Origin of the sequence: Streptomyces humi, from assembly GCF_001005085.2 — a bacterium.
Taxonomy (GTDB): domain Bacteria; phylum Actinomycetota; class Actinomycetes; order Streptomycetales; family Streptomycetaceae; genus Streptomyces; species Streptomyces humi.
Genome location: NZ_LBMU02000002.1, coordinates 32,118 through 57,707, shown reverse-complemented (window position 1 = coordinate 57,707; position 25,590 = coordinate 32,118). Strand labels below are relative to the sequence as shown.

Genomic DNA, 25,590 nt, shown 5'->3' with positions numbered 1-25,590 from the left:
GTGAGGGATGTCAAGAGCGCCCGCGCAAAACCCGCGCCCTACCCTGAAGACATGGCCCGGTCCAACGACGAGGTCGCCGCGCTGCTCCAGGAGTACGCCGACCTGATCTCGATCACCGGCGGAGACGCCTTCAAGGCGCGCGTCTACGAGAAGGCCGCCCGATCGGTCGGCGGTCACCACGCCGATGTCGCCGCCCTCGACCTCAAGGGGCTCCAGGAGATCCCGAACGTCGGGAAGTCGATCGCACGGAAGGTCCGCGAGTACGTCGACAGCGGCACGGTCGCCGCCGTCGAGGAGCTGCGGTCCAGGATCCCGGACGGGGTCCGCCGGCTCACCGCCGTTCCCACCCTCGGCCCGAAGAAGGCGATGGCGGTCTACGAGGAACTGGGCGTCTCCTCGGTGGCGGAACTCGCCGACGCCATACGCGACGAACGGCTCCGCGACCTCAGGGGCTTCGGCCCGAAGACCGAGGAGAACATCCTCCACGGCATCGAGCTGCTGCGCGCCTCCGGCGGCCGGGCGCACATCGACGTGGCCATGGAACTGGCCGAGGACATCGTCCGGGTGCTCTCCGCGGTGCCCGGCTGCGAGCGCTGCGCCCACGCCGGCTCGCTGCGCCGGATGCGGGAGACCATCGGCGACATCGACATCCTCGCGGCGGCCGAGGAGTCGGCGCCGGTCATGAAGGCGTTCACCGGGCTGCCGTACGTCACCGAGGTCATCGGACAGGGCGGCACGAAGACCTCCGTGCGGACCGGCAGGGGTCTCGACGTCGACCTGCGGGTCGTGCCGCCGGACTCCTGGGGCGCGGCCCTCCAGTACTTCACCGGTTCCAAGGCCCACAACATCCGCACCCGCGAGCGGGCCGTGCACCAGAAGCTCAAGCTCTCCGAGTACGGCCTCTTCGACGTCGAGAGCGGCGAGAAGATCGTCTCCGGAACCGAGGAGGAGGTGTACGAGCGGCTCGGCCTGCCCTGGATCCCGCCGACCCTGCGTGAGGACCGCGGGGAGATCGAGGCCGGACTGCGCGGCGATCTGCCCGAGCTGGTCGCGGAGGACGATCTCCGGGGCGACCTGCACACCCACACCGACCTCACGGACGGGCTCGCCCCGCTGGAGGAGATGGCCGAGGCCGCCGCGGCGCGCGGCTACGCCTACTACGCGATCACCGACCACGCGCCCGACCTGGCCATGCAGCGCATGACCAACGAGCGGATGCTGGCCCAGCGGGAACGGGTGCGCGCACTGGACGGCACCTACCCCACCAAGGGCCGGCGCGGCGGGCTGCGGCTGCTGCACGGCACCGAGCTGAACATCGGCCCGGAGGGCGAGGTGGACTGGCCGGACGACTTCCTCGCCGGGTTCGACCTGTGCGTGGCCTCGGTGCACTCGCACTTCAGGCAGAGCCGCGAGCAGCTGACCCGGCGGCTCGTGCGGGCCTGCGAGAACCCGTACGTGAACATCATCGGCCACCCCACCACCCGCCTCATCGGCAAGCGCCCGGCCATCGACGCCGACCTCGACGCGGTCTTCGCGGCCTGCGCCCGCACCGGCACCGCCCTGGAGATCAACGCCCACCCGGACCGGCTCGACCTGCGGGACGAGGACATCCTGCGGGCCCGCCGGCACGGCGTGCGGTTCGCGGTGAACAGCGACGCCCACGCCGTTCCGCACCTCGCCCACATGCGGTACGGCATCGGCACCGCCCGGCGCGGCTGGCTCACCGGGGACGACGTGATCAACACCTGGCCCGAGCGGCGGCTGCGGAGCTTTCTGCGCAAGGGCGGGTGACCCGGGAAGACTGCCCGAAGAACCGTGCCGCGCGTTAGGTTGAGCCCGTGCGATTGAGAGTGGAGTTCACGACCGAGCCCTTCGACCTCGACGAGGCCCCCGCGCACGCGCTGGTCGCCCGGGACGTCATCGAGCGCGCGCAGCTGGACGCGGTGGACGTCGGGCCGTTCGGGAACACGGCGGAGGGCGGCTCCGAGGCCGTGCTCACCGCCGTGGACGCGCTGCTGCGCAGAGCCCTGGAGGCCGGGGCCACCCGGATCTCGCTCCAGGTCAACGTGGTGGGGGAGGGCGGCGACAAGTGACCGGACGCGCGGACGAGCCCTTCATCACGGCCGTGAAGCCGCTGGTCGACGCCATGGGCGGGGAGATGCTCCCGCCCGACGAGGCCGGTGCCGACGACGTCGTGCTCGCCTGGGCGGGCGTCGACGTGGTCGCCGTACGGCTGCCGCAGCTCGCCGACTCGCTCGACCACATCCTGGCCGCCATGGAGCGCAAACAGGGCAAGCCGCTCGCCGACCTGGACCGCAAGGCGAAGCAGGAGGTGGTGCGCGTCCTGGAGGCGCGGGGCGCCTTCTCGGTCCGCCACGGCGTGGAGACCGTGGCGAGCGCGCTCGGCGTGAGCCGCTTCACCGTCTACAACTACCTGAACCGCGACAAGGAGAGCTGAGGGCCGCGCCGGGACGGGTGACCGGCTCCCGGACCGGCGGGCGGCCGGCTCCCCGGCCGGCCCGCGACCGGAGAGGTTACGCGGAATTTTCAACAAAGTGTTGACTCGGTGTTCCGGAGGGCGTTAGCTGACCGCAGCCCGTTCAGCACGAAGGCCGCCCACGGCCACGGAGGCTCCCGTGACGTCGACTTCCACGCCCCCGGGTCTGGCCCGGTTCAACGCTCTGGAGGAGCACGCGGCCCTGGCCGCCCTCCACGAGGCGTGCGCCTCCACGGCATGGGCCCGGCACCTGCTCGCCGACCGCCCCTACGCCGCCCCCGAGGCCCTCTACGCCGCCAGCGACGCCGCCATGGCCGAGCTGACCGCTGAGGACCTGGCGGAGGCCATGGCCGGACACCCGCCCATCGGGCGCCCGCGGCCCGGCGACCCGACCTCGGCCCGGGAGCAGTCCGGCATGGCCGGCGCCGCCGGCGGACTCAGGGCGGAGATGCTCGAACTCAACCTGGCCTACCAGGAGAGGTTCGGCCATGTCTTCCTGATCTGCGCCACCGGCCGCAGCGGCGAGGAGATGCGGGACGCGGCCAGGGAGCGGATCGGCAACCCGCCCGAGCGGGAGCGGGAGATCGTCCGCACCGAGCTGGGGAAGATCAACCGTATCCGGCTGGCCCGACTCGTCGAAGAGGACGCCTGACACCATGAGCACCCGCACCACCGCCTCCGTGTCCACCCACATCCTGGACACCAGCGCCGGCCGCCCCGCCGCGGGCGTCGCCGTCCGGCTCGCGGCCCGCACCGGCCACGGCGCGGACTGGCAGGCGCTCGGCGGCTCCGTGACCGACGCGGACGGCCGGTGCAAGGACCTTCCGGACCTGCCGGAAGGGACGGCACACGTACGGCTCGACTTCGCCGTGGAGCCGTATCTCACCCATCAGCAAGCCGATGCGCAGCAGGACGCCCCCGCGAATCGGGACAGCGGACCGGCCGTGTTCTTCCCGGAGGTGGCGGTCACGTTCGCCGTCGTGCCGGGCGAGCACCACCACGTACCGCTGCTGCTCAACCCGTTCGGCTACTCCGTTTACCGAGGGAGCTAGCAGACACATGCCCATCCTGGGACAGAACCAGTACGGCAAGGCCGAGAACCGGGTCGTGAAGATCACTCGGGACGGCGCCACCCACCACATCAGGGACCTGAACGTCTCCGTCTCGCTCTCCGGCGACATGGACGAGGTCCACTACTCCGGCTCCAACGCCAGCGTCCTGCCGACCGACACCACCAAGAACACGGTGTACGCGTTCGCCAAGGAGCACGGCATCACGTCGCCCGAGCAGTTCGGCATCCACCTCGCCCGGCACTTCGTGACCTCGCAGCAGCCGATCCACCGGGCCCGGATCCGGGTCGAGGAGTACGCCTGGGAGCGGATCGAGCACGCCGGGAAGGGCGCGCACTCCTTCGTCCGCAAGGGCCAGGAGACCAGGCTCGCCCAGATCACCTACGACGGCACGTCGTGGGAGGTCGTCTCCGGCCTGAAGGACCTCGTCGTGATGAACTCGACCGACTCCGAGTTCTGGGGCTACGTCAAGGACAAGTACACGACCCTGCCCGAGGCCTACGACCGCATCCTGGCCACCGAGGTGTCCGGCCGCTGGCGGTTCAACTGGACCGGCGACGAGCAGCGGATGCCGGACTGGGACGAGTCCTACGAGCAGACCAGGAAGCACCTGCTCCAGGCCTTCGCCGAGACGTACTCACTCTCGCTCCAGCAGAGCCTCTACCAGATGGGCTCGCGGGTCATCGACCACCGGGACGAGATCGACGAGATCCGCTTCTCGCTCCCGAACAAGCACCACTTCCTGGTCGACCTGGAGCCCTTCGGCCTCAAGAACGACAATGAGGTGTACTACGCCGCGGACCGGCCCTACGGCCTGATCGAGGCGACCGTCGTCCGGGACGGCTGCGAGCCGCGCATCCCGGTGGACCTCAGCAACCTCTGAACATTCCTTTCGGCACCCTCGGCCGGGGAACCCGCCTCCCCGGCCGCGGCACTCAAATCCCCAGGGTCCTGCCGTGCCCCCCTCACAAGTCCACTGAGCGAAAAGGACGAAACCATGGCAGCAGACCGGCGCATCGTCATCGAGAACTGTGCCATCGCGACCGTCGACGCCCACGACACCGAGTACCCGGACGGACACGTCGTGCTCGCCGGCAACCGCATCGAGTCCCTCGGCGCGGGCCCGGCCCCCGAGGGCCTGGCGGACGTCGAACGCCGTATCGACGCCACCGGCCACCTGGTCACCCCCGGCCTGGTCAACACCCACCACCACTACTACCAGTGGATCACCCGGGGCCTCGCCACCGACCACAACCTCTTCGACTGGCTCGTCGCCCTGTACCCGACCTGGGCGCGCATCGACGAACCGATGGTGTACGCGGCGGCGCAGGGCTCGCTCGCGATGATGGCCCGGGGCGGGGTCACCACCGCGATGGACCACCACTACGTCTACCCGAAGGACTCCGGCGACCTGTCCGGCGTGATCATCCGCGCCGCCCAGGAGACGGGCGTCCGCTTCACCCTCGCCCGCGGCTCCATGGACCGCAGCGAGAAGGACGGCGGCCTGCCCCCGGACTTCGCCGTCGAGACCCTCGAAGGCGCCCTCACCGCCACCGAGGCGACCGTCAAGGAGTACCACGACGACTCCTTCGACGCGATGACCCAGGTGGCCGTCGCGCCCTGCTCCCCGTTCTCCGTCTCCACCGAACTCCTTCGTGAAGGCGCCGAGTTGGCCCGCCGCCTCGGGGTACGGCTGCACACCCACGGCTCGGAGACGGTCGAGGAGGAGAAGTTCTGCCACGAGCTGTTCGGCATGGGCCCCACCGACTACTTCGAGTCCACCGGCTGGCTCGGCGAGGACGTCTGGATGGCGCACTGCGTCCACATGAACGACTCCGACATCGCCGCGTTCGGGCGCACCAGGACGGGTGTCGCCCACTGCCCGTCGTCCAACGCCCGGCTGGCGGCCGGCATCGCCCGGGTGCCGGACATGCTGGCGGCGGGCGTCCCCGTGGGACTGGGCGTCGACGGCACCGCGTCCAACGAGTCGGGCGAACTCCACACCGAACTGCGCAACGCGCTGCTCGTCAACCGCCTCGGCGCGCACCGGGAAGCGGCCCTGACGGCACGTCAGGCACTGCGCCTGGGCACCTACGGCGGCGCCCAGGTCCTGGGCCGGGCGAGCCAGATCGGCTCCCTCGAACCCGGCAAGCTCGCCGACCTGGTCCTCTGGAAGCTGGACACCCTCGCCCACGCCTCCATCGCCGACCCGGTGGCCGCCCTGGTCCTCGGCGCGGCCGCCCCGGTCACCGCCTCCTTCGTGAACGGCCGTCAGATCGTCGCGGACAACCGGCTGCTGCACGTGGACGAGGACCGGATCGCCCGCTCCACCCGCGCCGAGGCCCAGCGGCTGGCGCGTCTGGCCGGCCGGTAACCCCACCGCCGGTCACGTCACCTGAGCTCCGACCCGGAGGGACGGCTCCCGGTCGGTGGCCGTGGACCCCCGCGGATCCACGGCAGCCGTCTCCCGGGCGCGTGCTTCCTCGCGCGCGCCCGGGAACGGCACCCGTCCTCCTCTCGGGTCCCGCACGACCTGGATCACGCACCACCTCCCTGACACCCGCGCCAGAGCCGCCGCGTAACCGACCGGAGGAGAGCCGCTGTGCAAGAAGTGCATCCCGTCGACGAGAAACTCCCGCCCCTGAAGATGGCGACGACCGGCCTCCAGCATGTCGCCGCCATGTACGCCGGAGTCGTCGCCCCGCCCCTGATCGTCGGCGCCGCCATCGGCCTCACCGGCACCGAACTGACCTTCCTGACCGGCGCCTGCCTCTTCACCGCGGGCCTCGCCACCTTCCTCCAGACCCTGGGGATCTGGAAGATCGGCGCCCGGCTGCCCTTCGTCAACGGCGTCACCTTCGCCGGTGTCGCCCCCATGACCGCGATAGCCGCGTCCACGCACGACAAGTCCGACGCCCTGCCCGTCATCTTCGGCGCGGTGGTCGTGGCGGGTCTCCTCGGTTTCCTCGCCGCCCCCTTCTTCAGCAGGGCGGTCCGTTTCTTCCCGCCGGTCGTCACCGGCTCGGTCATCACCCTGATCGGCCTCTCGCTGCTCCCGGTGGCCTTCGGGTGGGCCCAGGGACCCGACCCCACGGCACCCGACTACGGCTCCGCCGAGTACCTGGGCCTGGCCGCCGCCACCCTCGTCACCGTCCTGCTGCTGCGCCGGTTCACCCGGGGTTTCGTCAAGCAGATCGCGGTACTGATCGGCCTGGTCGCGGGCACCCTGGCCGCGATCCCGTTCGGCGTCACGGACTTCGCCCCGGTCGCGGACGCCGACCTCGTCGGCTTCCCCACTCCCTTCCACTTCGGCGCCCCGCAGTTCCAGCTCGCCGCGATCCTCTCCCTGTGCGTGGTGATGGTCGTCTCGATGACCGAGTCGACCGCGGACATGCTGGCGCTGGGCGAGATCGTGGAACGCCCCGCCGACGAACGGACCATCGCGGCCGGGCTGCGCGCCGACACCCTGGGCTCGGCGATCAGCCCGCTCTTCAACGGGTTCATGTGCAGCGCCTTCGCACAGAACATCGGCCTGGTCGCGATGACCCGGATCCGCAGCCGCTTCGTGGTCGCGGCCGGCGGCGGTTTCCTGGTGCTGATGGGGCTGTGCCCGGCGGCCGCCTCGCTGATCGCCGTCGTGCCCCGCCCGGTGCTGGGCGGCGCGGGCGTGGTCCTTTTCGGTTCGGTGGCGGCCAGCGGCATCCAGACGCTGGTCAGGGCAGGGCTGGACCAGGGCGACAACATCCTGGTGGTCGCGGTCGCGCTGGCCGTCGGCATCGTCCCGATCACCGAGCCGGACTTCTACCACGCCTTCCCGGAGACGGCCCGGACCGTCCTCGACTCGGGCATCTCGACGGGGTGCGTGACGGCCGTACTGCTGAACCTGGTCTTCAACCACCTGGGCCGGCGGCCCGCGGCGGCGGCGCGGGGCGCGGCAGCGGCCGCCGTGCCCCTCCCGTCCCCCCAGTCGATCCCGTGACGGAAGCGCGGACCGCCTGGCACGGGGTGGTGGCCGGCAGCCGCCCGGTGAAGTAGGAGCGGGGCGGCACGCCCATCAGGGTGCGGAAGTCGGTCGTCATGTGCGACTGGTCGAAGTAGCCGGTGGCGGCGGCCAGTTCGGACCAGCGGGTGCTGCCGGCCCGGCTGGCCACCGCGCGGACACGGTCGATCCGGGCGAAGTGCTTGGGGGAGACACCCACCCCCTCGGTGAACAGGTTCCGCAACTGGCGTTCGCTCACGGCCAGTTCCCGGGCCACCTCACGCACCCGCGCGGGCGCCCGGTCCATCCGTACCGACAGCGCGTCCACGCCCGCCCGCAGCAGAGCCGTCCGGGCCGGGTCCGCCTGCTCGGCGAGCAGGCCGGGCAGCACCTCGGCGATCCGCGGCAGCGCCTCCAGTGGATCCAGCCACCGCATCGCACGCGCGAACCGGTGTGCCGCCGGGCCCGGCAGGCGGTCCAGCGGCACCACCCGGCCGACCAGCCCGGCGGCCGCGACTCCCAGCAGGGGTACGGCCGTTCCAGGTGCGAGGCGCAGCTCCACACACGCGATGTGCCCCTTCCCCTCGTGGTAGGTGGCGCGCACCCGCGGTCCGACCGCCAGCACGTCCCGCCGTCCGTCCCCCGTCACCCGCAGCACCACCTTGGTCACCGCGTCCGGCAGCTGCACGAACGTCCCGTCGGGCGGCTCGGCGAAGGACATGGTCCGCACCCCGGCGATCCAGGGGCGCAGCGCCTCGGGTGCGGTGGGAAGCGGCTCGGTGGTGGTCATCGGCACCCCTCCACCGTAAGCGCCCGGCACGGTCGTCCGGGTGGGCCTGCCGTGCCGGAATTTCCAAGAGCCGGGCGGTCCGGCGGGCCCACCGTGGACGGCATGATTCTGGTGACGGGTGCCACGGGCACCATCGGGAGTGACGTCGTACGACAGCTGGCCGAGCGCGGTGCGAAGGTGCGCGCGCTCACCCGGGACCCGGCGAGGGCACGGACGCCCGCCGGGGTGGAGGTGGTCCGCGGGGACCTCGCCGACCCGGAGTCCGTGGCCGCCGCGCTCACCGGGGCGACGGCCGCCTTCCTGCTCCGGCCGCCGGGCCCCGACGCGGGGGAGGACGCGGCGCTGGTCACGGCGGCCCGGGCCGCGGGCGTGGCGCGGCTCGTGAAGCTCTCCGCCATCGGCACCGGCGACACCGCCGTCGGGCCCTCCGCGCTCTGGCACGTGGCGGGCGAGCGGGCGCTGCGGGAGAGCGGAGCCGACTGGACGGTGCTGCGGCCCTCCTCGTTCGCCTCCAACACGCTGACCTGGGTCCAGTCACTGCGAGCGGGCGAGCCGGTGCCCAACATGACCGGGGACGGCGCGTCGGGCGTGATCGACCCGCGCGACATCGCCGAGGTGGCGGTGCGGGCCCTGCTCGACACCGGGCACGCGGGTAGGACGTACACCCTGACCGGTCCCGAGGCGATCAGCGTCCCCGGCCAGGCCGCCGTCCTCGCCGAGGTCCTGGGCCGCCCGGTCCCGACCCGGGACCTGTCCCCGGACGGGACACGCGACTTCCTGCGCAGCGCCTGGGGCATGGACGGCTCCCGGGCCGACGGGGTGCTGAGGGGGGTGGCGTTCGTCCGGGCCGGCGGCAACGCGGTGGTCACCGAGGACGTGCCCCGGGTGCTGGGCCGGCCGGCCCGGTCCTTCCGGACCTGGGCCGAGGACAACCGGCGCCTGTTCGAGGCGGGCTGAGCCTCACTCCCGGTCCGGCCGGAGCGTGACCGCCGCCAGCGCCAGGGCCGTCGCCGCGATCACCGCCGCCACCCGGAACGCCAGCCGATAGCCCTCCGCCGTGGCCGGCACCAACTCGGCACCCCGGTGCAGCAGCCCGCCGGTGTGGCTCGCCGCGAGCGTGGACAGGACGGCCAGCCCCAGCGAACCACCCACCACCTGCGTGGAGTTGAAAAGACCGGAGGCCAGTCCGGCGTCCTCCGGGCGGGCGCCGGACATGGCGAGACCGGTGAGCGGGGGCATCGCCGCGGCGAACCCGGCCGCCATGAGCAGCATCGGCGGCAGCACGTCGGCCGCGTACGAGCCGTCGGCGGCCGCCCGGCTCAGCAGGGCCATCCCGGCGGTGATCAGCACCAGTCCGGCGAGCAGCACCCGGTACCCGCCGAACCGGCCGGTGAGGCGCGCCGACAGTCCGAGCATCAGCACGCCGATCGCGAGCGGCGCCGGCAGGAAGGCCAGGCCCGTGTGCAACTCGCCGAAACCCAGGACGCGTTGGAGGTAGAGCGCGCCGAGGAACTGGAAACCGTACATCGTCGCGACCATCAGGACCTGCACACCGTTCGCGCCGCTCAACACCCGGGAGCGCAGCAGCCGCAGCCGCAGCAGCGGTCGGTCGGTCCGTGCCTGCCGGACGGCGAACGCCACGAGGAGCGCGAGGGCCGGCGCGGCGAGCCCGGCGGTGGCGGCCGGGGTCCGGTCGCCGGCGCCGACGATGACGTACACGGTGAGCATCAGCGCGCCGGTGACCAGGGCGGCGCCCGGCCAGTCCGCGCCGGCGCCGGGCCCGGCGCCGGGGTCGCGGGCCAGGACGCGCAGTGCCGCCAGCCAGGCGGCCACCCCGATCGGCAGGTTGATCAGGAAGATCCAGTGCCAGCTCAGCGCCTGCGTCAGCGCCCCGCCGAGGAACGTGCCGAGAGTGGCGCCCACCGCCCCCACCGCACTGAACACCGCGATGGCCCGCGCCTGTTCGCGCGGCTCCGGGTAGAGCGCCACCAGCATGCCGAGGACCACCGCCGACGACATCGCCCCACCGGCGCCCTGCACGGCCCGCGCGGCGATCAGCGCGCCCTGGCCCGTCGCCAGCCCGCAGGCCACGGAGGCCGCGGTGAACACGGCGAGCCCGGCCGTGAACATCCGCCTGCGCCCCAGCAGATCACCCAGACGGCCGAACAGCAGCAGCAGCCCGCCGAACGGGATCAGATAGGCGTTCACCACCCAGGCCAGCCCCGGGCCGCTGAAACCCAGGTCGCGTTGGACGGCCGGCATCGCCACCGTGACGATGGTGCCGTCCAGGATCGTCATCAGCGCACCCGCGCACAGCACGGCGAGGGACGCCCGGCGCGGGTATGTTCGGGAAGGAGTCACCGGTGCGGCCGGTGTGCCGGTCGTGCTCGACATGGCCTTCTGGCCTCCGTAATCGCCCTAGAACTTGTCAGGGACACCAACAGGAACCGATCGTGCGCAAGGTGCACGACTTGTAACGGGGTTCATGGTGAGTGACCATCGGAGGACGGCGTAAGGAGGCAGTTCGATGTCCCAGAGGAACACCGGTGTTACCACCCAGGTGGTGAACGCCCACGCGTGCCCGGTCCGCGAGGTTCTTGACAGGGTGGCCGGCAAATGGAGCGTGCAGATCCTGGTCGCGGCGGCGCACGGCCCGATCCGCTTCACCGAGCTGGAGCGCGGCATCGAGGGCATCAGCCGGCGGATGCTGGCCCTCACCCTGCGCAACCTGGAGCGCGACGGGCTGGTGACCCGCACCGTCCATCCGACGGTGCCGCCGAAGGTCGAGTACGAACTCACCCCGGTGGCGGTGGAGTTGCACGAGACCCTGCTGAGGCTGACCGACTGGGCCGAACGCAACCGCGAGTACGTCGCCAAGGCGCGGGCGGCCTACGACGCCGAGCACCAGCCGGAGCTGCTCGACGCGTAGGCCGGCGGGACGCGGCCCGGACTTCGCGGGTCCGGGCCTCAGAAGCCGAACAGCTCCGGTTCCTTGGCGAGTTCCCGGAAGATCTCGCTCGGATCCGTGACCAGCTTCCGGGCCCTCAGGTCCAGCAGTCCGCCGACCGCCTCGACCTCGGCGGCCTGCGTGCCGTCGGCCTTGACGATCGACTGGAGCACCCGGAAGGTCTTGCCGCCGCTCCAGTCGAACGCGCAGGTCACATCGACCTCGTCACCGGCGAGCAGCTCGCGTTTGTACCGGATGGTGGTCTCCAGGGCCACCGGACCCACCCCCCGGCCGACCAGCTGGGCCTGGGTGATCCCGGCGGCCTGGAGCAGCGACCAGCGGGCGTGCTCGGCGTAGTTGATGTACACCGCCTGGTTCAGATGGCCCTGGACGTCGGTCTCGTAGCCACGGACCGTGACGCGGACGGAATACGGTTCGCTCACGACTTCCCCTTCTCGTGTACGACGCACTGATCCTTTGTCGGCATCCTGGCACGGGCGTCACACCCGGCGTGGCGATGCCAGCAGATAGCGCGTTCCGGTCCGGGGTTCGGTGTACTCGCCGGTCTGCCAGCCGGCCTCTTCCAACGTGCCCGCGCACGCCCGCAGGCCCGCTCCGTCCGGCGCGTACACGGCGACCGCCTCCGGCTGCGGGGTGGCCCGGACCCGGTAGCCGGGGCCGTCCGGCCCCTCCGGCGGGTGTCCGGCCGCCTCCAGGGCGAGCGCGGCGGCCCGCACCAGGTGCGTGCGCTCCCATCCGCAGGGCCGGTCGGTGGCGCCGTCGGCGTTGGTCATCCGGCGCAGTTCGAGCAGGCCCTGCCAGGCGCTGTGCACCTCACGGGCCCGGGCGGGCCCGGCGTCGGTCCGCTCCTCCCCGCCGACCCGTGCGGCGAACCCGCCGGCCGCGGGCGCGGGCTCCGCGTCGGCCCGGGGCTCCGCGGCCTCCCGGGCCCGGTGCCCGGCGGGGGTCAGGAAGTGGTCGTGCGGCGGCCGCGGGTGCCGGAAGGCGAGCCCGAGCCTCACCAGCGCCGCGAGCTGCGCCTCCGTGCCCCGCAGCCGCCCGGTGACCGGGTCGGCGGCGTCGATGACCCGCCGCTGCGCGGCGGTGGGTGGCCGGCTCACGGCGTGCTCCTCTCCGGCGTCGATCCGCACGGGCCGCACGGATCCACACCCCGAAGGCTACGACCCCCCACTGACAACCAGCGGGGCCCTGACACCGGCCACGAACCGACAGCCCCCGCCAGGGCAGGCCGCGCACGGGCCGGGCGGCCAGACGGCCCGGCTTACAACTGGCCGGGCTCCACGCGGGCAGGCCCTGTACGGGTAGGCAGCCGGACCTGAGGTGTGGTGCCCGGTGTCCGGCGGCTGTCCTGGCCTGTGCTGCCCCGCCCTGCTCAGTTCGCGTTGGTCGGTTCGTCCGGGCGGATGTTCCATCCCGCGATCACCGGCCGGTCGTGCTCGGTGCCCAGTCGGCACAGGGTGCCGGTGGCCAGTTGGAAGAGGGCGCCGGCGGACGGTGGCAGGCCCAGGCGGCGGGCGGTCAGCACGCGCAGGAAGTGGCCGTGCGCCACCAGCAGCACCGCGCCCTCCGTGTCGGCGAGCGCCGCCTCGACCTTGGCCAGCATCCGGTCGGCGCGCTCCCCGACCTGCTCCGGGCTCTCCCCGGGGTGCTCCGGCGGCCCCGGCGCGACCCCGTCCGTGAACAGGAACCAGCCCGGCCGGGTGCGCTGGATGTCCACGGTGGTCACGCCCTCGTAGCCGCCGTAGTCCCACTCCCGCAGGTCGGCGTCGGCCCGGGCGTCGGGCGCCCCGATCAGCTCGGCGGTCTCCCGGGCCCGCCGGAGGGGGCTGACGAAGGCGGCGCCGACGCGGTGCGAACGGACCAACGGCAGCAGCCGCCGCGCCTCGGCCCTGCCGTGCTCGGTGAGTGGCAGGTCGGTCCACCCGGTATGCCGCCCGGACCGCGACCACTCGGTCTCACCGTGCCGGACGAGAAGGACATCTCCCATGGGTCAGAGGCTAAGAGCCAACCCCTCCGGTTCGGTGCCGTCACGCGCCCGTGGACCGTGCCGTGGGTCGGCCGGAAGGAGTAACGCCGGGCCGTCCCGGCGCCCGGGTCACCCGGCCGTGCTTCCGCGCGGCGCCCCGGTCACCCGGCCGTGCTTCCGCGCGGCGCCCCGTCGCCGGCCTACTGCCGGTAGCCGCTCAGGAACCTTCCGATCCGGCCGATCGCCGTCTCCAGGTCCTCCGCGTACGGCAGGGTCAGGATGCGGAAGTGGTCGGGGGCGGGCCAGTTGAAGCCGGTGCCCTGGACGACCTGGATCTTCTCCTGGAGGAGCAGGTCCAGGACGAACCTCTCGTCGTCGTGGATGGGGTGCACCTTGGGGTCGATGCGGGCGAAGGCGTAGAGGGCGCCCTTGGGTTTGACGCACGAGACGCCGGGGATCTCGTTGAGCTTCTGCCAGGCCACGTTGCGCTGCTCGTACAGCCGGCCGCCGGGCACCACGAGTTCGCGGACGGACTGGCGTCCGCCGAGCGCGGCCTGGATGGCGTACTGGGCGGGCGCGTTGGCGCAGAGCCGCATGGAGGCCAGCATGGTCAGGCCCTCCAGGTAGTCCCTGGCATGCTGCTTGGGGCCGGTGACGACCAGCCAGCCCGAGCGGAAGCCGGCCACGCGGTAGGTCTTGGACAGGCCGCAGAAGGTGAGGACGACCAGGTCGGGGGCGAGGGCCGCGGTCGAGTGGTGGACGGCGTCGTCGTACAGGATCTGGTCGTAGATCTCGTCGGCGAAGACCATCAGGCCGTGCCGGCGGGCCAGGTCGAGGATGCCCTCCAGGATCTCCTTCGGGTACACCGCGCCGGTCGGGTTGTTCGGGTTGATGATGACGACGGCCTTGGTGCGGTCCGTGATCTTCGACTCCATGTCGGCCAGGTCCGGGTACCACTCGGCCTGCTCGTCGCAGAGGTAGTGCACCGCCTTGCCGCCGGCGAGCGTGGTCACCGCCGTCCAGAGGGGGAAGTCCGGGGCCGGGATGAGGATCTCGTCGCCGTCCTCGACCAGCGCCTGCACGGCCATGGAGACCAGTTCGGAGACGCCGTTGCCGAGGAAGACGTCGTCGACGCCCACTTCCAGGCCCAGCGTCTGGTAGCGCTGCGCCACCGCCCGGCGGGCGGAGAGGATGCCGCGCGAGTCCGTGTAGCCGTGCGCCTGCGGCAGCATCCGGATCATGTCCTGGAGGATCTCCTCCGGTGCCTCGAAGCCGAACAGCGCGGGGTTGCCGGTGTTCAGGCGCAGCACGCTGTGGCCCGCCTCCTCCAGCGCGTTGGCGTGCTCGATCACCGGTCCGCGGATCTCGTAACAGACCTCGCTGAGCTTGTTGGACTGCCGGAACTCCATGCGCCCCTCCGGGAACTCGTGTTGCTTGGTTTTACCAAGTAGGAGCTTGGAAAGTCCAACATCTTGTCTAGACTGCGTCGCATGTCACCTCGCCGAAGCTACGACCAGTACTGTTCCGCGGCCCGCGCCCTCGACCTGGTGGGCGACCGCTGGACCCTGCTGATCGTCCGGGAACTGCTCGGCGGCCCCCGCCGCTACACGGATCTGCACGCGGATCTGCCGGGGGTCAGCACGGACGTCCTCGCCTCCCGGCTGAAGGACATGGAGCGGGACGGGCTCACGACCAGGCGGCGGCTGCCGCCGCCGGGCGCGGCGTACGTCTACGAACTCACCGCGCGGGGGCGGGACCTGCTCCCCGTGTTGCAGGCCCTGGGGCGGTGGGGCGAGCCCGAGCTGGGCGAGCGCCGCCCCACGGACGCGGCCCGCGCCCACTGGTTCGCACTGCCCCTGCTGCGCGCCGTCGAGGGTCAGGGCGTCGTGGAAGTCCGGCTGGAGGAAGGGGAGTTCCACCTGCGCGTCGGCGCGGAGGACGGCCCGGTGTACGGCGACGGCCCGGCGCCGGCCGAACCCGACGCGCGGCTTCTGCTGGACACGGAGACCTGTACGGCCCTGGCACAGGGGGAGTTGGCGCTGCCGGACGCGGTACGGACCGGCCGGGTCACGGTGACCGGCGACGGGGCGGTGGCCAAGGCGCTGCGGGAGGCCTGAAAAAGGGCGACCGGGCCCCCGCGCAGGGGAGCCCGGTCGGTGGGTCCGGCCGGATCAGGCGCCCGGCGGCACCCGGGACGGCCGTCCCGTCCCGCGCGTCAGCGCGTATCCGCCGATTCCGGCCAGCGCGGCCAGCACGCCGCCGATGCCGGTCCACACCCAACGGTCCGTCCACCAGCCGGAGGACCATCCGTCGTCGGAACCGAAGCTGGACAGCACCGCGGCCTTCTTGTCCCCGTCACCGGACTCGGACTTGACCGCGATCCCCGGCACCAGTGGCTTCGCCAGCGAGCCGTCCACCGCCGCCGAGCCGCCGATGTCCTTGGAGTCCGCCCGCACCTCGGCGCTCACCGGCTGACCGAGGTCGGCCGAACTCAGGTTCAGCACCGTCAGCCGGATGTAGTACGTCCCCGGCAGCGGGTCGTCGGACCACGGCTCGGACCAGGCGCGCACGGTACGCAGCACGCAGGCCAGCTCCACCGTGCCGGCGCCCTGCGCGGCCGTGCGGGTCTGCGCGCCGTACTGGCAGGACTGCCGGCGCCGCAGACCGTCGTACACGTCGATCTGCCAGGTCTGCGCCGCGTGCGAGTCGGGCAGCTTCACCGTCGCCCTGACGTCCGGACGCCGGCCGGTGTCCGCCGGGAACGACCAGTACAGGTAGTCGCCCGTGGAGCCGCCGGCCGTGCCCTGCTGCCCCTGGTCGAGCTCCGTCGCCGTACGGAAGGACGTGCCCGCCTGGGTCGGCGCGCCGCTGTCCTCCGAGGCGCTGGGGGACGGCGAGGAGTCGGCCACCGCCGGGCCCGCCGCAAGGCCCACCGTCAGCAGGGCGGTGCTCAGCACTCGTGTGATCCACATCAGTTGGTCCTCCAGACCGCGACCCGCCAGCGCGACACCCAGCCCCACACCAGACCCGCGAGGAAGCCGGCCAGCACCAGGGCGCCCAGCAGCCACCAGCCGCGGCCGAGCCCGAAGGAGGCGACGTCGCCCGCCTTCGACGGGCCGTCCACCACGTCGACCGTCAGCTCGACGGGCAGACCGGGGCTGGTCTTGACCCCGGCCGCGGCCGAGAACGAGTTGGTCAGCTGGAGGCAGACGGTCTCAGGGGTGGTGTCCTCGTCGTCGTCGCTCTCGGCCTTCGGGTACCGCAACCCGGTCGAGATGACGTCCGTACGCCCCGTCCCCGAGGCCTCGCCGCGCACGATCTCACGGCCGTGCACGGTCACCGCACGCAGCAGCACGCCGTAGTTGGCGTCGACGGCCCGGTCGGCGGCGACGCTCACCGAAGTCCGCAGCTCCTGACCGGGTTTGACGTCCACCTTGTACCAGCGCTGCTGGCCGAACTCCTCACGGTCCGTGTACAGACCGGACTTCAGCGCGGGAGCGGACGAGCACTGGCCGGTCCCCTCGGTCGCCACCGGCGTCACCACCGGATCGGCCGCCCGGTCCACCAACTGCCCGACCCGGTCGGTCAGTTCCTCCTTGTGCTGCACGGAGGTGTAGGTGCCGCCGGTCGCGTCCGCGATGCAGCTGAGCTGGTCGCGGGTCTTGGCGTCCGGGACCAGGCCGAGGGTGTCGATGGTCAGCCCGATGCCCTTGGCGGCGATCTCGCGGGCCACCTCGCACGGGTCCAGCGGCTGGCAGGTGTCCTCGCCGTCGCTGATCAGGACGATACGGCGGGTGCCGGCGCCGCCTTGCAGGTCGTCGGCGGCCTTGAGCAGCGCGGGGCCGATCGGCGTCCACCCGGTCGGCTGGAGCGTGGCGACGGCCGTCTTCGCCTCGGTGCGGTCGAGCGTACTGACCGGGTAGAGCTGCGCGGTGTCCTTGCAGCCCTCCTTGCGGTCGTTGCCACGGTAGTTGGCACCGAGTGTCCGGATGCCGAGCTGGACTTCCTCTGGTGTCGCGTCCAGCACGTCGTTGAAAGCCTGCTTCGCCGCGGCCATCCGCGTCCCGCCGTCCATGTCCGCGGTCCGCATGGACCCGCTGACGTCGAGCACGAGCTCCACCTTGGGAGCGGCCTGGTCGGTCTCGTCGGCGACCGCCGGGCCGGGGAACGCGATCCCGGCGGCCAGGGCGGCGAGCAGCGCGCAGACTGCCGCCGCCGGCCGTTGTGTTCTGATCATCGGCGGATCTTATTGATCAGAGGTGCCGTGCTCCAAAACGAGCCCGGGACAGCGAAACCCGGGTGACCGGAAAGACAACACGGGTGGTCGGCAGGCCGACGGGCGTGGCCGACGGGCGTGGCCGAAGGCCCAACCCCGGGCCGTGGGCGGTCCTATCGGGTCAGCGGGTGTCCGCGAGCGGGTTCGGCAGGGCCGCCCACTGGTCCCCGGGCAGCTCCGGCGACAGCCGCATCAGCGTCAACGCCTTCGTGGGCAACGGGCCTTCGAGCAGGGCCGTCAGGTCGGGGGAGGCGGGCAGCCCGCGCACGGCCGTCTCCAGGGCGGTGGCCAGGGCGGGCCCGGAACCCGCCGTGCCGGCCAGTGCGCCCGCGACCAGGGAGCCGAACAGCTTCCGGCGCAGCATCGTTTCGTCATCCGTGACCTGCCGGCCCGCCAGAGCCGGCGGGGTGATGCCGTGCCGGACCAGCCGGGCGGGGCTGAGCCGGATGTCGGCCAGGTCCCGGTAGACCAGACGCAGCGGCGCCCCGGTCTCGGAGAGCACCACGAGCAGGTTCTGGCCGTGTGCCTCCAGGGCCACGCCCAGGTCCAGCAGCCGCAGCCCCACCGTCAGCGCGAGCCGGGTGAACTCGGCCAGCCAGGAAGCCGATCCGGGGAGCGTGGTGGTGGCCAGCGCAGCCACCGGCAGAACCCGCTCACCCGGTGCCGCGTACGCCTCCGGCGACTCGCGCAGCACGGCCGCCAGGTCCGGGGAGTCGGCGGTGGCCGCGCCCAGCGTGCGGGTGACGTGCAGGAGACCGTCCGTGCGGGCCGCCAGGTCCGTCGCGAACGACGACAGGGTCACCGCCGCGCCGACCGAGTACGTCGAGATGTCCCGTACGGACGACGTCAGCCGGGCGCTGAGCGCCGTCTTGACGTGCGGTCCGTCCGGCAGTGCCAGCGTCCGCAATGACATCAGCGGGTGCGCGGTACGCCACGGTCCACCGCCGCCGCCCTTGAGGACATGGGCGGCCTGCCAGGGGTGCACCGGGATCAACAGCTTTTCCCCGTCCCGCAGTTCCTCCGGCCAGTCGCCGGTCAGCAGACACTCCCCGGCCGGTACCGGGACCGTCTCCAGCCGCACGACGGGCCGGTGCTCCGGCCCGTACGCGAGCTGCTCCACCACGGAGAAGCCCGGCCGTGAACGGCAGTTGGGGTGGAAGGGATGCCCGTCGACGATCCGCTGCTCCCACTCCCAGTCCGACCCGGGCCACTCCTCTGCGCCGCCCTCCTGACCGGCCCGCGAGAGCGCCAACGAGGCCGCGCTGTGCCCGAGCTCGGCCGCGAGACCCGCCGAGTGCGGCCACCCCAGATCGGTCATCAGCCGCGCCGGATCGTCGTAGCGCACCCCGTCCAGACGCACGGCCGTCGCATAGGCGTCGGTGGCGAAGGGGTCCGCGTGCGGGCCGTGCAGCGCGCGTCCGTCGGCCAGCCGCAGGGCCAGACCGTGCGCCCCGCGCACCCGGCGCACCACCCACGGCAGCGGCTCGTGCGCCAGCGCCCGCCACAACCGGGTCAGCACCGCCGCCCGCGCACCCGGCGACTCGGCCAGGTACCGGTCGACGAGATCCGGCCGCGCCTCGGCCAGCTCGGCGGCCAGCCGGTTCTCGATGGGGGAGGGACGGTGCACGGGAGGACTCCTCGGAGGACGGGTACGACGGTCATGATGGCCGTCGTCGAGAGACATACTGATCGTGATCGGACTGTGTGGACGTAGAGAACGAATGGAACGCGTGGACCTCATGCCCCCCAGCGACGCCGTCGGCGAGCGTGCCGACGCGTACGCCGCCGCCCCCCTGCTCAACTGCCTGCTGCGGGAGGTGGCCCAGCCGCTCCCGGACACCGCGGCGGACACCGCGGAGGGCGCCGCGGACGGCGTCGCGGACGGGGTGTCGCGGGTCTACCGGCTGCCCGGCGGCGGGCGGCTGCTCCGGGTGCGCGGCGAGCGGCGGCCCGCCGCTCCCGAGGTGTACGCGGACGGTGCCTGGCACCGCGTCGGCCACGCCGAACTGGTGAAACTCGTCAGCGAGGAGCTGCGCAGGCACACCGGGCTCTCCAACGGCGACCTGCCGGCCGAGATGATCGACAGCCGGGACGCGGTCGCCGCGCTGCTCACGGCACGCGCCGGGGCGACGGCGCCCGACGACCCGTACCTGCGCTCGGAGCAGTCCCTCATCACCGGCCATCCCTACCACCCCGCCCCCAAGGCGCGCGGCGGCGGCCCGGTCACCGCCTGGTTGCCGTACGCACCCGAGGCGCACGCCCGGTTCCCGCTGGTGCTGCTCGGGGTGCGCGAGGACGAGGTGGCGGAGGAGGGCGACACGGCGGCGCTGGACCGGCTGGCCGCCGTACCGCCCGGCTACCGGCTGCTGCCGGCCCACCCCTGGCAGCTGGACCTGGTCGCCCACGACCTGGCCCCCGCCTTCGCGGACGGCCGGCTGCTGCGCCTCGGCGAGAGCGACTTCACGGCCTGGCCGACGGCCGCGATCCGCACGGTGTACGAGCCGGTGCGCGATCTCTTCCTGAAGTTCAGCCTGGATGTCCGCATCACCAACGACATCCGCCGGCTGTGGGCGCACGACCTGCGCAGACTGCGCCGCACGGACAGCGCGGTGACCGCGGCCTTCGGCGCGTCGCGGGGGCCGGCCGGCTGGCTCGGCGACCGCGGCTACCGCACCGCCCGCTTCGCCTTCGAGGAACTCGCGGTCATCGTCCGGGACGGGCTGCGCGGACCGCTGCTGCCCGGGGCGACCCCGCTGCTCGCCGCCGGTCTGGTGGAGGGCTTCGACGGCGACCCGCTGTCCGCCGCGGCCGATCCCGGGGCCTGGTGGGAGGCGTACCTGGGGGCGGTCGTACCGCCCGTCCTCACGGCCTTCGCCGACCACGGCGTCGTACTGGAGGCGCACCTCCAGAACACCCTGGTCGCCGTGGACGCGGACGGGCTGCCGGTGCAGGCGCTGTTCCGGGACGCCGAGGGGGTCAAGCTGCTCACCGACGTCGACCGGGCCGCCGGGTGGGAGCGGCTGGTGTACTGCCTGGTCGTCAACCACCTCACGGAGGTCGCCGCCGCGCTCGCCGAGCGCCACGCCGGCTTCGACCCGTGGCCCGCGGCGAGGCGGGAGCTGGCCCGGCACCGGATCCCGGAGGTCACCGAACTGCTGGCGTCGCCCGCCCTGCCGGGCAAGACGAACCTGCTGCTGCGCTGGACCGGGGCGGACGGCGCCGACGCACGGTACCTGCCGCTGCCCAACCCGCTGGCCTGACACCGCGTCGGCCGACCGCTCCCGCCCGGCCCGCCGGCCGCTGTCGCCCGAGGCCGGCGGGCCGGGTGCCGTTCAGGCGTGGAGCAGCAGCTCCAGTTCGCCCGGCAGCCCCTCGGGACCCTCGTCGGGCGACGCCGCGTCGCGCACCTCGAAGACCCACCGGTGGGAGGGCGCGCAGCCGAACGTCCGCTCGGAGAGGGCGGGCAGGAAGAGGTCCGCGCTGGCCGCCGAGTCCCAGATCAGCGCGAGGCCCTGAAGGTCGGCCGCCGGATCGGTGATCCACCGGCCGCTCCGCAGACCGGGGAACTCGCCCGGGAGCGTGCCGCCGAACGCGGGGGCCGCGGGACGGGTGCCCGCGGGACGGGTGCCCGCCGGGCGGCTGCCGTCCGGTCCGGACGGGCACGGCCGGGCGGTGCCGGCCGCGATGGTGCGTCGCTTGTCCCACCAGGCGATGACGACGTGCATGGGGCCTCCAGCTACAGAGTGTCTGTCGTGCGTGTGATCGCGGTGTCCCCGTTGACACCCGTGCGTGGCTCCGGTCCCGCCCGGTGGCGGCCGCCGGTCAGAGCTGGGAGCCGCCGGTGGCGTCGACGACCTGCCCGGTCACCCAGCGCGCGTCGTCGGAGGCGAGGAAGGCGACCACGTCGGCGATGTCCTCGGGGCGCCCCACCCGGCCGAGCGCCGAGAGCTCCGCGGCGGACTGCTGAGCCGCCTCGTCGCCCCGCAGCCAGGACGCGTTGATGTCGGTGTCGACGATGCCGGGGGCCACCGAGTTGACGGTGATCCCACGGCCGCCGACCGCCTTGGCGAGGGTGAGCGTGAAGGCGTCGATCGCGCCCTTGGTCATGGCGTACGCGATGATGTCGGTGAGGGCGATCCGGGTCGCGCCCGACGAGATGTTGACGATCCGTCCGCCGTCCCGGAGCCGCTTGAGCCCTTGCTGGGTGAGGAAGAACGGCGCGCGCATGTTGACGGCGACGGCCTCGTCGAACGCGTCGGGCGTGGTGTCCTCGATCTCGCCGCGCGGGGTGACGCCGGCGTTGTTGACCAGCACGTCGAGGTCGGTGCTGCCCGAGTGCTCCAGGGCCTGGCGGTCGTAGCCCTCCCAGAGGGCCGCCACGTCGCCGGGGGTGCCCAGTTCGGCCTGGACCGCGAAGGCGCTGCCGCCCTTGGCCCGGACGGCCTCGACGACTTCCTCGGCGGCCTCGGCGTTGCGCCCGTAGTGCACGGCCACCAGCGCTCCCTCGGCGCCGAGCCGCTCGGCGATCGCCCGTCCGATCCCTCGGCTGCCGCCCGTCACCAGTGCCGTCTTCCCCGTGAGCGTGCCCATGGTCTTCCCTTCGTCCCAGACTTCTGTAGCGATGGCTACGTTTTTAGCCTACACGCATTCTTTAGCGATCGCTGTAAAATCCAGGCATGACTACGACCAAGCGCGGCAGGCCGCGGAGTTTCGACCGCGAGGTCGCACTCGTCCAGGCGACGCTGCTGTTCTGGCAGCACGGCTACGAGGGCACGTCCGTCGCCGACCTGACCGCCGCCATGGGCATCTCGCCGCCGAGCCTGTACGCGGCCTTCGGCGACAAGCGCGCCCTCTTCACCGAGGTCGTCGACCGGTACGGCAGCACCTTCGGCGCGTTCATGGGGAACGCGCTGGCCGAGGAGAGCGACGCCCGTACGGGTTTCGCCCGGATGCTGGACGAGGCGGCGGTGTCCTACACCGATCCCACGCACCCGGCGGGCTGTCTGGTCATCTCCGCGGCGACCAACTACTCCCCGGCGACCGCCGACGTCGAGCGGGACCTGCGCACCCGCAGGGCGGCGAACATCGGGTCCTTCGAGGAGCGCCTGAACGAGGCCAAGGCCCTGGGCTCGCTCCCCGCGGGCACCGACACCCGGGCCTTGGCCGTCTATTTCGCCGCGGTCGTGCAGGGCCTGTCCCAGCAGGCCCGGGACGGGGCGACCACCGAAGAACTGCGCCGCGTGGCCGCGTACGCCATGGCGGTCTGGCCCGACCCGTCCTCCTGAGGCGAGGGCCGCGCCGCCTTGTCGCCCGCCCTGAGGCGAGGGCCGCCCCTCCGCCCTGTCGCCCGCCGCCTGTCGCCCGCCGCCCCACGGTCAGCGCGCGGGCGGGTCCTCGTGCGCCCGGCACAGGCGGGCCACGACATGCGCGTACTTCTCGTCGAACCGCAACGTCCCGAAGGCGTGGTCGAGTTCGCGGTCGAGCGTCTCGCTGGCCCGGCTCCACAGCCGCACCCCGGAGTCCGTGGCCGCGACCCGGCTGGTACGCCGGTCACAGGGCCAGGCCACCCGGACCGTCCAGCCCGCGCGCTCCAGGTGGGCGAGCATCCGGCTGGCCGCCGAGACGCTCAGACCCAGCCGCCGGGCGACCCCGCCCACCGTCACCGACTCCGGATGCTCGCGGACCAGCACGCCCAAGGCCATCAACGGCCCCACACCGACCCCGTGACGGTGCGTCAGCATACGGTCCATCCGCCCCTGCAACAGGGAGAACATGGGTACGACCCGCTCCCACAACCGGGAGATGCTCTCGGTGTCCGGGGCCCGGTCGTCATCGTCGTGCGGCTCTGCCACGGCGTCGCTGTCCTCGGTCCTTCTGTCTCGGGGGGGGCGTTCCGTTTCCGTCCCCCGGTGTCGGGTCTGCGAGCGATCCCTGCCGCCGGACGTTCCGCGGCCAGGTCAGGGCAGCAGCAGGAGTTTGCCCCGCACCCCGCCGGCGGCCAGCAGTCGGTGTGCCTCGGGCGCCTCCTCGAACCCGAACCCCTCAGCGGTGCGCAGCCGAAGCTCCCCACGGTCGACCAGGGCGCCGAGCGCGGCCAGCCGCGAGCCGTCCTGCTCCACGTGGGAGACGCCGACCCTGATGCCGCGTTCCGCGACCGGCACCCGGGTGGGCACGATGGAGACCGCGCTCCCGTTCTCCCGTACCGCCCCGATCGCCCTGGGCAGGCCTGCCGTCTCCAGCAGGCCGTCGACGCCCGTCCCGGAGGCGGGCACGTCGTGCACCACCCGGTCCGCGCCCAGGGCCAGTACCTCGGCCGCGTCCCGGGCGGACCGGACCTGGGCCACCACCGTCAGCCCGCGCAGCCGGGCGAGCTGCACCGCCAGCCCACCGACCGAGCCGGCCGCGCCGGTGACCAGCAGCGAGGCACCGGCCGGCAGGGCGAGGACCTCCAGCGCCTGCCAGGCGGTGAGCCCGGCCAGCGGCAGCCCGGCCGCGGCGGACAGCGCGACCGAGGCCGGGGCGGGCGCGACGACGCCGGCCGGGAGGGCGACCGTCTCCGCGTAGGTGCCGCGTCCGGTGGCCATCTGCGCGGACATCGCGACGACGGGGTCACCGACGGCGAACCCCGTGACCTCGGCGCCCACCGCGGTGACGGTGCCCGCCACGTCCCAGCCGAGCACCATGGGCGGTCGGACGGCGCTGTGTCCGGCGTGCAGACCGGCACGGGTCTGGAGGTCGACCGGGTTGACCGCGGCCGCGGCCGTCCGGACCAGCACGCCGTCCGGTTCCGGACGGGCCGGTTCGGGTACCTCGTGGACGGCGAGCCGGTCCGGGCCGCCGTAGGTGGTCAGGACCACAGCACGCATCTGCCTGTTCGCTTTCAGGAGGGGACCAACTCGGGGACACGGGCGGGGAGCCGGTCGGTGACCGAGGCGGTGAGGGTGCGGACGGTGAGCAGCCGTACCGGGCCCCCGGCCGCCGTGAGCCGGGCCCGCCGGCCGTGCGGCACCAGCACCAACTGCCCGGCCCGCACGGAACGTTCGCCGGCGGACGTACCGAGCAGCAGGTCACCCTCCAGCACGAGGACCGCCTCCTCCACGCCGTGCTCCGGGGTCGCCGTGAGGGCCGCGCCGGGCGGGAGCCGCCAGTGCTCCACCGCCTCGCACTCGCTGTGCAGCATTCCCCGGCGCACCAGGCACGTCCACGCTCCCGCCGGACCGTCGCCCACGTCGGCGCGCACCGCCTCGGCGGTGGTCGAGATGATCACGACGCCTCCGCCCGGTGCCCGGGGAGGGCGAGGGTCACGACCAGCAGTCGCAGCGGGGTGACGGCCTCGAACGCGGTGGACGAACCGGCGGCCAGGGTGACACAGGTGTCCGGTGCCAGTTCGGCCGTGGTGCCGTCGGCGGTCGCCCGGCCCGTGCCGTCGTGCACGAAGACGGCGAGTTCCGCGTCGGGCGAGCCCAGCCGGGTCTGTTCACCCGCGTCCAGCTCGACGGACGCCACCTGGCGCAGCGGGCCGGTGAAGACGCCGTCCGTGCCGACGGTCCCTTCCCGGAAGAGGTCGTGGATGACTGCGTCGCCCATAGGGGGAACTCCCGGGTGGCTGAGATCGGCTCCGGACAGGACGGCGTCGGTGCCGGGTGCGAGTGTTTCGATGACCCACCAGTCGAGGTCGACGGCCCCGGTGTTGCCCAGCCCGTGGATGTTCCCGGGCGCCGTCAGGGCGAGCGATCCCGGTCCGACGGGATGGACGGCGCCGTTGAAGAGGAACTCCCCGTGTCCGCGCAGGACGAGGTAGATCTCCTCGGTACGGGTGTGGCGGTGCTCCCCGCTGAGTCCGCCCGGCGGGATGGAGGCCCATTCGACGGCCTCGGTCGCGGAGTCGAGCTGGCGGCGGCCCGCGAAGCACTTCCAGTGCGTGCGCCCGGCGGCGCCGTGCACGCCGTAGACCGTCGCGGCGCCGGCCACGGTCCCGATCGAGCGGAGGGCACGGGGGCGACCGCCGGCCCCGGGGGCGGTAACCGGCCGGGGGCCGGCGGCC

The 25,590-nt window shown here is 73.1% G+C and carries 28 protein-coding genes; 13 read left to right on the top strand and 15 right to left on the bottom strand.

Features of this window, described 5'->3' with window-relative positions:
• Positions 1 to 51: 51 nt before the first annotated feature.
• From polX to AAW13_RS00720, 8 genes are all read left to right on the top strand, one after another.
• Positions 52 to 1,791 carry a DNA polymerase/3'-5' exonuclease PolX gene (gene polX, locus AAW13_RS00755; protein WP_046726850.1) on the top strand — a complete coding sequence of 580 codons (1,740 nt, stop codon included), beginning with the start codon at positions 52 to 54 and terminating at the stop codon, positions 1,789 to 1,791.
• A 47-nt stretch (positions 1,792 to 1,838) separates the two neighbouring features.
• Positions 1,839 to 2,093, top strand: a complete 255-nt coding sequence (locus tag AAW13_RS00750) for a hypothetical protein (protein ID WP_071659376.1) — start codon at positions 1,839 to 1,841, stop codon at positions 2,091 to 2,093.
• On the top strand, positions 2,090 to 2,458 hold the full coding sequence (locus tag AAW13_RS00745; RefSeq protein ID WP_046726852.1) for a helix-turn-helix domain-containing protein: 369 nt from the start codon (positions 2,090 to 2,092) through the stop codon (positions 2,456 to 2,458). The genes AAW13_RS00750 and AAW13_RS00745 overlap by 4 nt, the downstream gene beginning before the upstream one ends.
• 178 nt (positions 2,459 to 2,636) lie before the next feature.
• Positions 2,637 to 3,149 (top strand): 2-oxo-4-hydroxy-4-carboxy-5-ureidoimidazoline decarboxylase, encoded by a 513-nt coding sequence (gene uraD, locus AAW13_RS00740; protein ID WP_046726853.1) that lies wholly within the window; start codon positions 2,637 to 2,639, stop codon positions 3,147 to 3,149.
• 4 nt (positions 3,150 to 3,153) lie between these two features.
• Positions 3,154 to 3,549 (top strand): hydroxyisourate hydrolase, encoded by a 396-nt coding sequence (gene uraH, locus AAW13_RS00735; protein ID WP_046726854.1) that lies wholly within the window; start codon positions 3,154 to 3,156, stop codon positions 3,547 to 3,549.
• Positions 3,550 to 3,556: 7 nt separating this feature from the next.
• A complete protein-coding gene (pucL, locus tag AAW13_RS00730) occupies positions 3,557 to 4,450 on the top strand; it encodes a factor-independent urate hydroxylase (RefSeq protein ID WP_046726855.1) in 894 nt (297 codons plus the stop codon).
• A 114-nt stretch (positions 4,451 to 4,564) separates the two neighbouring features.
• Entirely contained in the window at positions 4,565 to 5,941 is a 1,377-nt protein-coding gene (locus tag AAW13_RS00725; protein WP_046726856.1) for an 8-oxoguanine deaminase, read from the top strand.
• Between the two features lie 273 nt (positions 5,942 to 6,214).
• Positions 6,215 to 7,546 (top strand): nucleobase:cation symporter-2 family protein, encoded by a 1,332-nt coding sequence (locus tag AAW13_RS00720; RefSeq protein WP_046726888.1) that lies wholly within the window; start codon positions 6,215 to 6,217, stop codon positions 7,544 to 7,546.
• Here the strand turns inward: AAW13_RS00720 and AAW13_RS00715 are convergent.
• Positions 7,458 to 8,336, bottom strand: a complete 879-nt coding sequence (locus tag AAW13_RS00715) for a helix-turn-helix domain-containing protein (RefSeq protein ID WP_079178661.1) — start codon at positions 8,334 to 8,336, stop codon at positions 7,458 to 7,460. The two genes, AAW13_RS00720 and AAW13_RS00715, sit on opposite strands and share 89 nt — an antisense overlap.
• Positions 8,337 to 8,438: 102 nt before the next feature.
• On the opposite strand from AAW13_RS00715, the gene AAW13_RS00710 reads away from it, so the two are divergent.
• On the top strand, positions 8,439 to 9,293 hold the full coding sequence (locus AAW13_RS00710) for an NAD(P)H-binding protein (RefSeq protein WP_046726890.1): 855 nt from the start codon (positions 8,439 to 8,441) through the stop codon (positions 9,291 to 9,293).
• Positions 9,294 to 9,296: 3 nt separating this feature from the next.
• On the opposite strand, the gene AAW13_RS00705 is transcribed toward AAW13_RS00710, so the two are convergent.
• Positions 9,297 to 10,730, bottom strand: coding sequence for an MFS transporter (locus tag AAW13_RS00705; RefSeq protein ID WP_046726857.1), 1,434 nt, complete (start codon positions 10,728 to 10,730; stop codon positions 9,297 to 9,299).
• A gap of 133 nt (positions 10,731 to 10,863) precedes the next feature.
• Between AAW13_RS00705 and AAW13_RS00700 the strand changes: the two genes are divergently transcribed.
• Positions 10,864 to 11,265, top strand: a complete 402-nt coding sequence (locus tag AAW13_RS00700; protein WP_206306117.1) for a winged helix-turn-helix transcriptional regulator — start codon at positions 10,864 to 10,866, stop codon at positions 11,263 to 11,265.
• Positions 11,266 to 11,303: 38 nt separating this feature from the next.
• Here AAW13_RS00700 and AAW13_RS00695 read toward each other — a convergent pair whose 3' ends face one another.
• The 4 genes from AAW13_RS00695 to AAW13_RS00680 form a co-directional block, all read right to left on the bottom strand.
• Complete coding sequence (locus tag AAW13_RS00695; RefSeq protein ID WP_046726858.1) at positions 11,304 to 11,726, bottom strand: acyl-CoA thioesterase; 423 nt, start codon at positions 11,724 to 11,726, stop codon at positions 11,304 to 11,306.
• A 57-nt stretch (positions 11,727 to 11,783) separates the two neighbouring features.
• The gene (locus tag AAW13_RS00690; RefSeq protein WP_046726892.1) at positions 11,784 to 12,404 is read right to left on the bottom strand and encodes a hypothetical protein; all 621 of its coding nucleotides are present in this window, start codon (positions 12,402 to 12,404) and stop codon (positions 11,784 to 11,786) included.
• A gap of 272 nt (positions 12,405 to 12,676) precedes the next feature.
• On the bottom strand, positions 12,677 to 13,291 hold the full coding sequence (locus AAW13_RS00685; protein WP_046726859.1) for a histidine phosphatase family protein: 615 nt from the start codon (positions 13,289 to 13,291) through the stop codon (positions 12,677 to 12,679).
• Between the two features lie 179 nt (positions 13,292 to 13,470).
• Complete coding sequence (locus AAW13_RS00680; protein ID WP_046726860.1) at positions 13,471 to 14,679, bottom strand: pyridoxal phosphate-dependent aminotransferase; 1,209 nt, start codon at positions 14,677 to 14,679, stop codon at positions 13,471 to 13,473.
• 81 nt (positions 14,680 to 14,760) lie between these two features.
• On the opposite strand from AAW13_RS00680, the gene AAW13_RS00675 reads away from it, so the two are divergent.
• Positions 14,761 to 15,387, top strand: a complete 627-nt coding sequence (locus AAW13_RS00675) for a winged helix-turn-helix transcriptional regulator (protein ID WP_046726861.1) — start codon at positions 14,761 to 14,763, stop codon at positions 15,385 to 15,387.
• Positions 15,388 to 15,441: 54 nt separating this feature from the next.
• On the opposite strand, the gene AAW13_RS00670 is transcribed toward AAW13_RS00675, so the two are convergent.
• The 3 genes from AAW13_RS00670 to AAW13_RS00660 form a co-directional block, all read right to left on the bottom strand.
• Positions 15,442 to 16,242 (bottom strand): hypothetical protein, encoded by an 801-nt coding sequence (locus AAW13_RS00670; protein ID WP_046726893.1) that lies wholly within the window; start codon positions 16,240 to 16,242, stop codon positions 15,442 to 15,444.
• Positions 16,242 to 17,507, bottom strand: a complete 1,266-nt coding sequence (locus AAW13_RS00665; protein WP_046726862.1) for a VWA domain-containing protein — start codon at positions 17,505 to 17,507, stop codon at positions 16,242 to 16,244. Before AAW13_RS00665 ends, AAW13_RS00670 begins: the two co-directional genes overlap by 1 nt.
• 160 nt (positions 17,508 to 17,667) lie before the next feature.
• Positions 17,668 to 19,173 carry an IucA/IucC family protein gene (locus tag AAW13_RS00660; RefSeq protein WP_046726863.1) on the bottom strand — a complete coding sequence of 502 codons (1,506 nt, stop codon included), beginning with the start codon at positions 19,171 to 19,173 and terminating at the stop codon, positions 17,668 to 17,670.
• Between the two features lie 94 nt (positions 19,174 to 19,267).
• Between AAW13_RS00660 and AAW13_RS00655 the strand changes: the two genes are divergently transcribed.
• The gene (locus AAW13_RS00655) at positions 19,268 to 20,806 is read left to right on the top strand and encodes an IucA/IucC family protein (protein WP_046726864.1); all 1,539 of its coding nucleotides are present in this window, start codon (positions 19,268 to 19,270) and stop codon (positions 20,804 to 20,806) included.
• Between the two features lie 72 nt (positions 20,807 to 20,878).
• Here the strand turns inward: AAW13_RS00655 and AAW13_RS00650 are convergent, their stop codons facing one another.
• Complete coding sequence (locus AAW13_RS00650; protein WP_046726865.1) at positions 20,879 to 21,271, bottom strand: hypothetical protein; 393 nt, start codon at positions 21,269 to 21,271, stop codon at positions 20,879 to 20,881.
• A 97-nt stretch (positions 21,272 to 21,368) separates the two neighbouring features.
• Complete coding sequence (locus tag AAW13_RS00645) at positions 21,369 to 22,136, bottom strand: SDR family oxidoreductase (RefSeq protein WP_046726866.1); 768 nt, start codon at positions 22,134 to 22,136, stop codon at positions 21,369 to 21,371.
• 86 nt (positions 22,137 to 22,222) lie between these two features.
• Here AAW13_RS00645 and AAW13_RS00640 point away from each other — a divergent pair, with 86 nt between their 5' ends.
• Positions 22,223 to 22,831, top strand: coding sequence for a TetR/AcrR family transcriptional regulator (locus AAW13_RS00640; RefSeq protein WP_046726867.1), 609 nt, complete (start codon positions 22,223 to 22,225; stop codon positions 22,829 to 22,831).
• A gap of 90 nt (positions 22,832 to 22,921) precedes the next feature.
• Here the strand turns inward: AAW13_RS00640 and AAW13_RS00635 are convergent, their stop codons facing one another.
• The 4 genes from AAW13_RS00635 to AAW13_RS00620 form a co-directional block, all read right to left on the bottom strand.
• The gene (locus tag AAW13_RS00635) at positions 22,922 to 23,398 is read right to left on the bottom strand and encodes a MarR family winged helix-turn-helix transcriptional regulator (protein ID WP_046726868.1); all 477 of its coding nucleotides are present in this window, start codon (positions 23,396 to 23,398) and stop codon (positions 22,922 to 22,924) included.
• Between the two features lie 105 nt (positions 23,399 to 23,503).
• Positions 23,504 to 24,412: an NADP-dependent oxidoreductase gene (locus AAW13_RS00630; protein WP_046726869.1), complete on the bottom strand. Its 909-nt coding sequence runs from the start codon at positions 24,410 to 24,412 to the stop codon at positions 23,504 to 23,506.
• A gap of 14 nt (positions 24,413 to 24,426) precedes the next feature.
• The gene (locus AAW13_RS00625) at positions 24,427 to 24,813 is read right to left on the bottom strand and encodes a cupin domain-containing protein (RefSeq protein WP_052768422.1); all 387 of its coding nucleotides are present in this window, start codon (positions 24,811 to 24,813) and stop codon (positions 24,427 to 24,429) included.
• Positions 24,810 to 25,517 carry a cupin domain-containing protein gene (locus AAW13_RS00620; protein ID WP_167391672.1) on the bottom strand — a complete coding sequence of 236 codons (708 nt, stop codon included), beginning with the start codon at positions 25,515 to 25,517 and terminating at the stop codon, positions 24,810 to 24,812. Before AAW13_RS00620 ends, AAW13_RS00625 begins: the two co-directional genes overlap by 4 nt.
• Positions 25,518 to 25,590 lie beyond the last annotated feature (73 nt).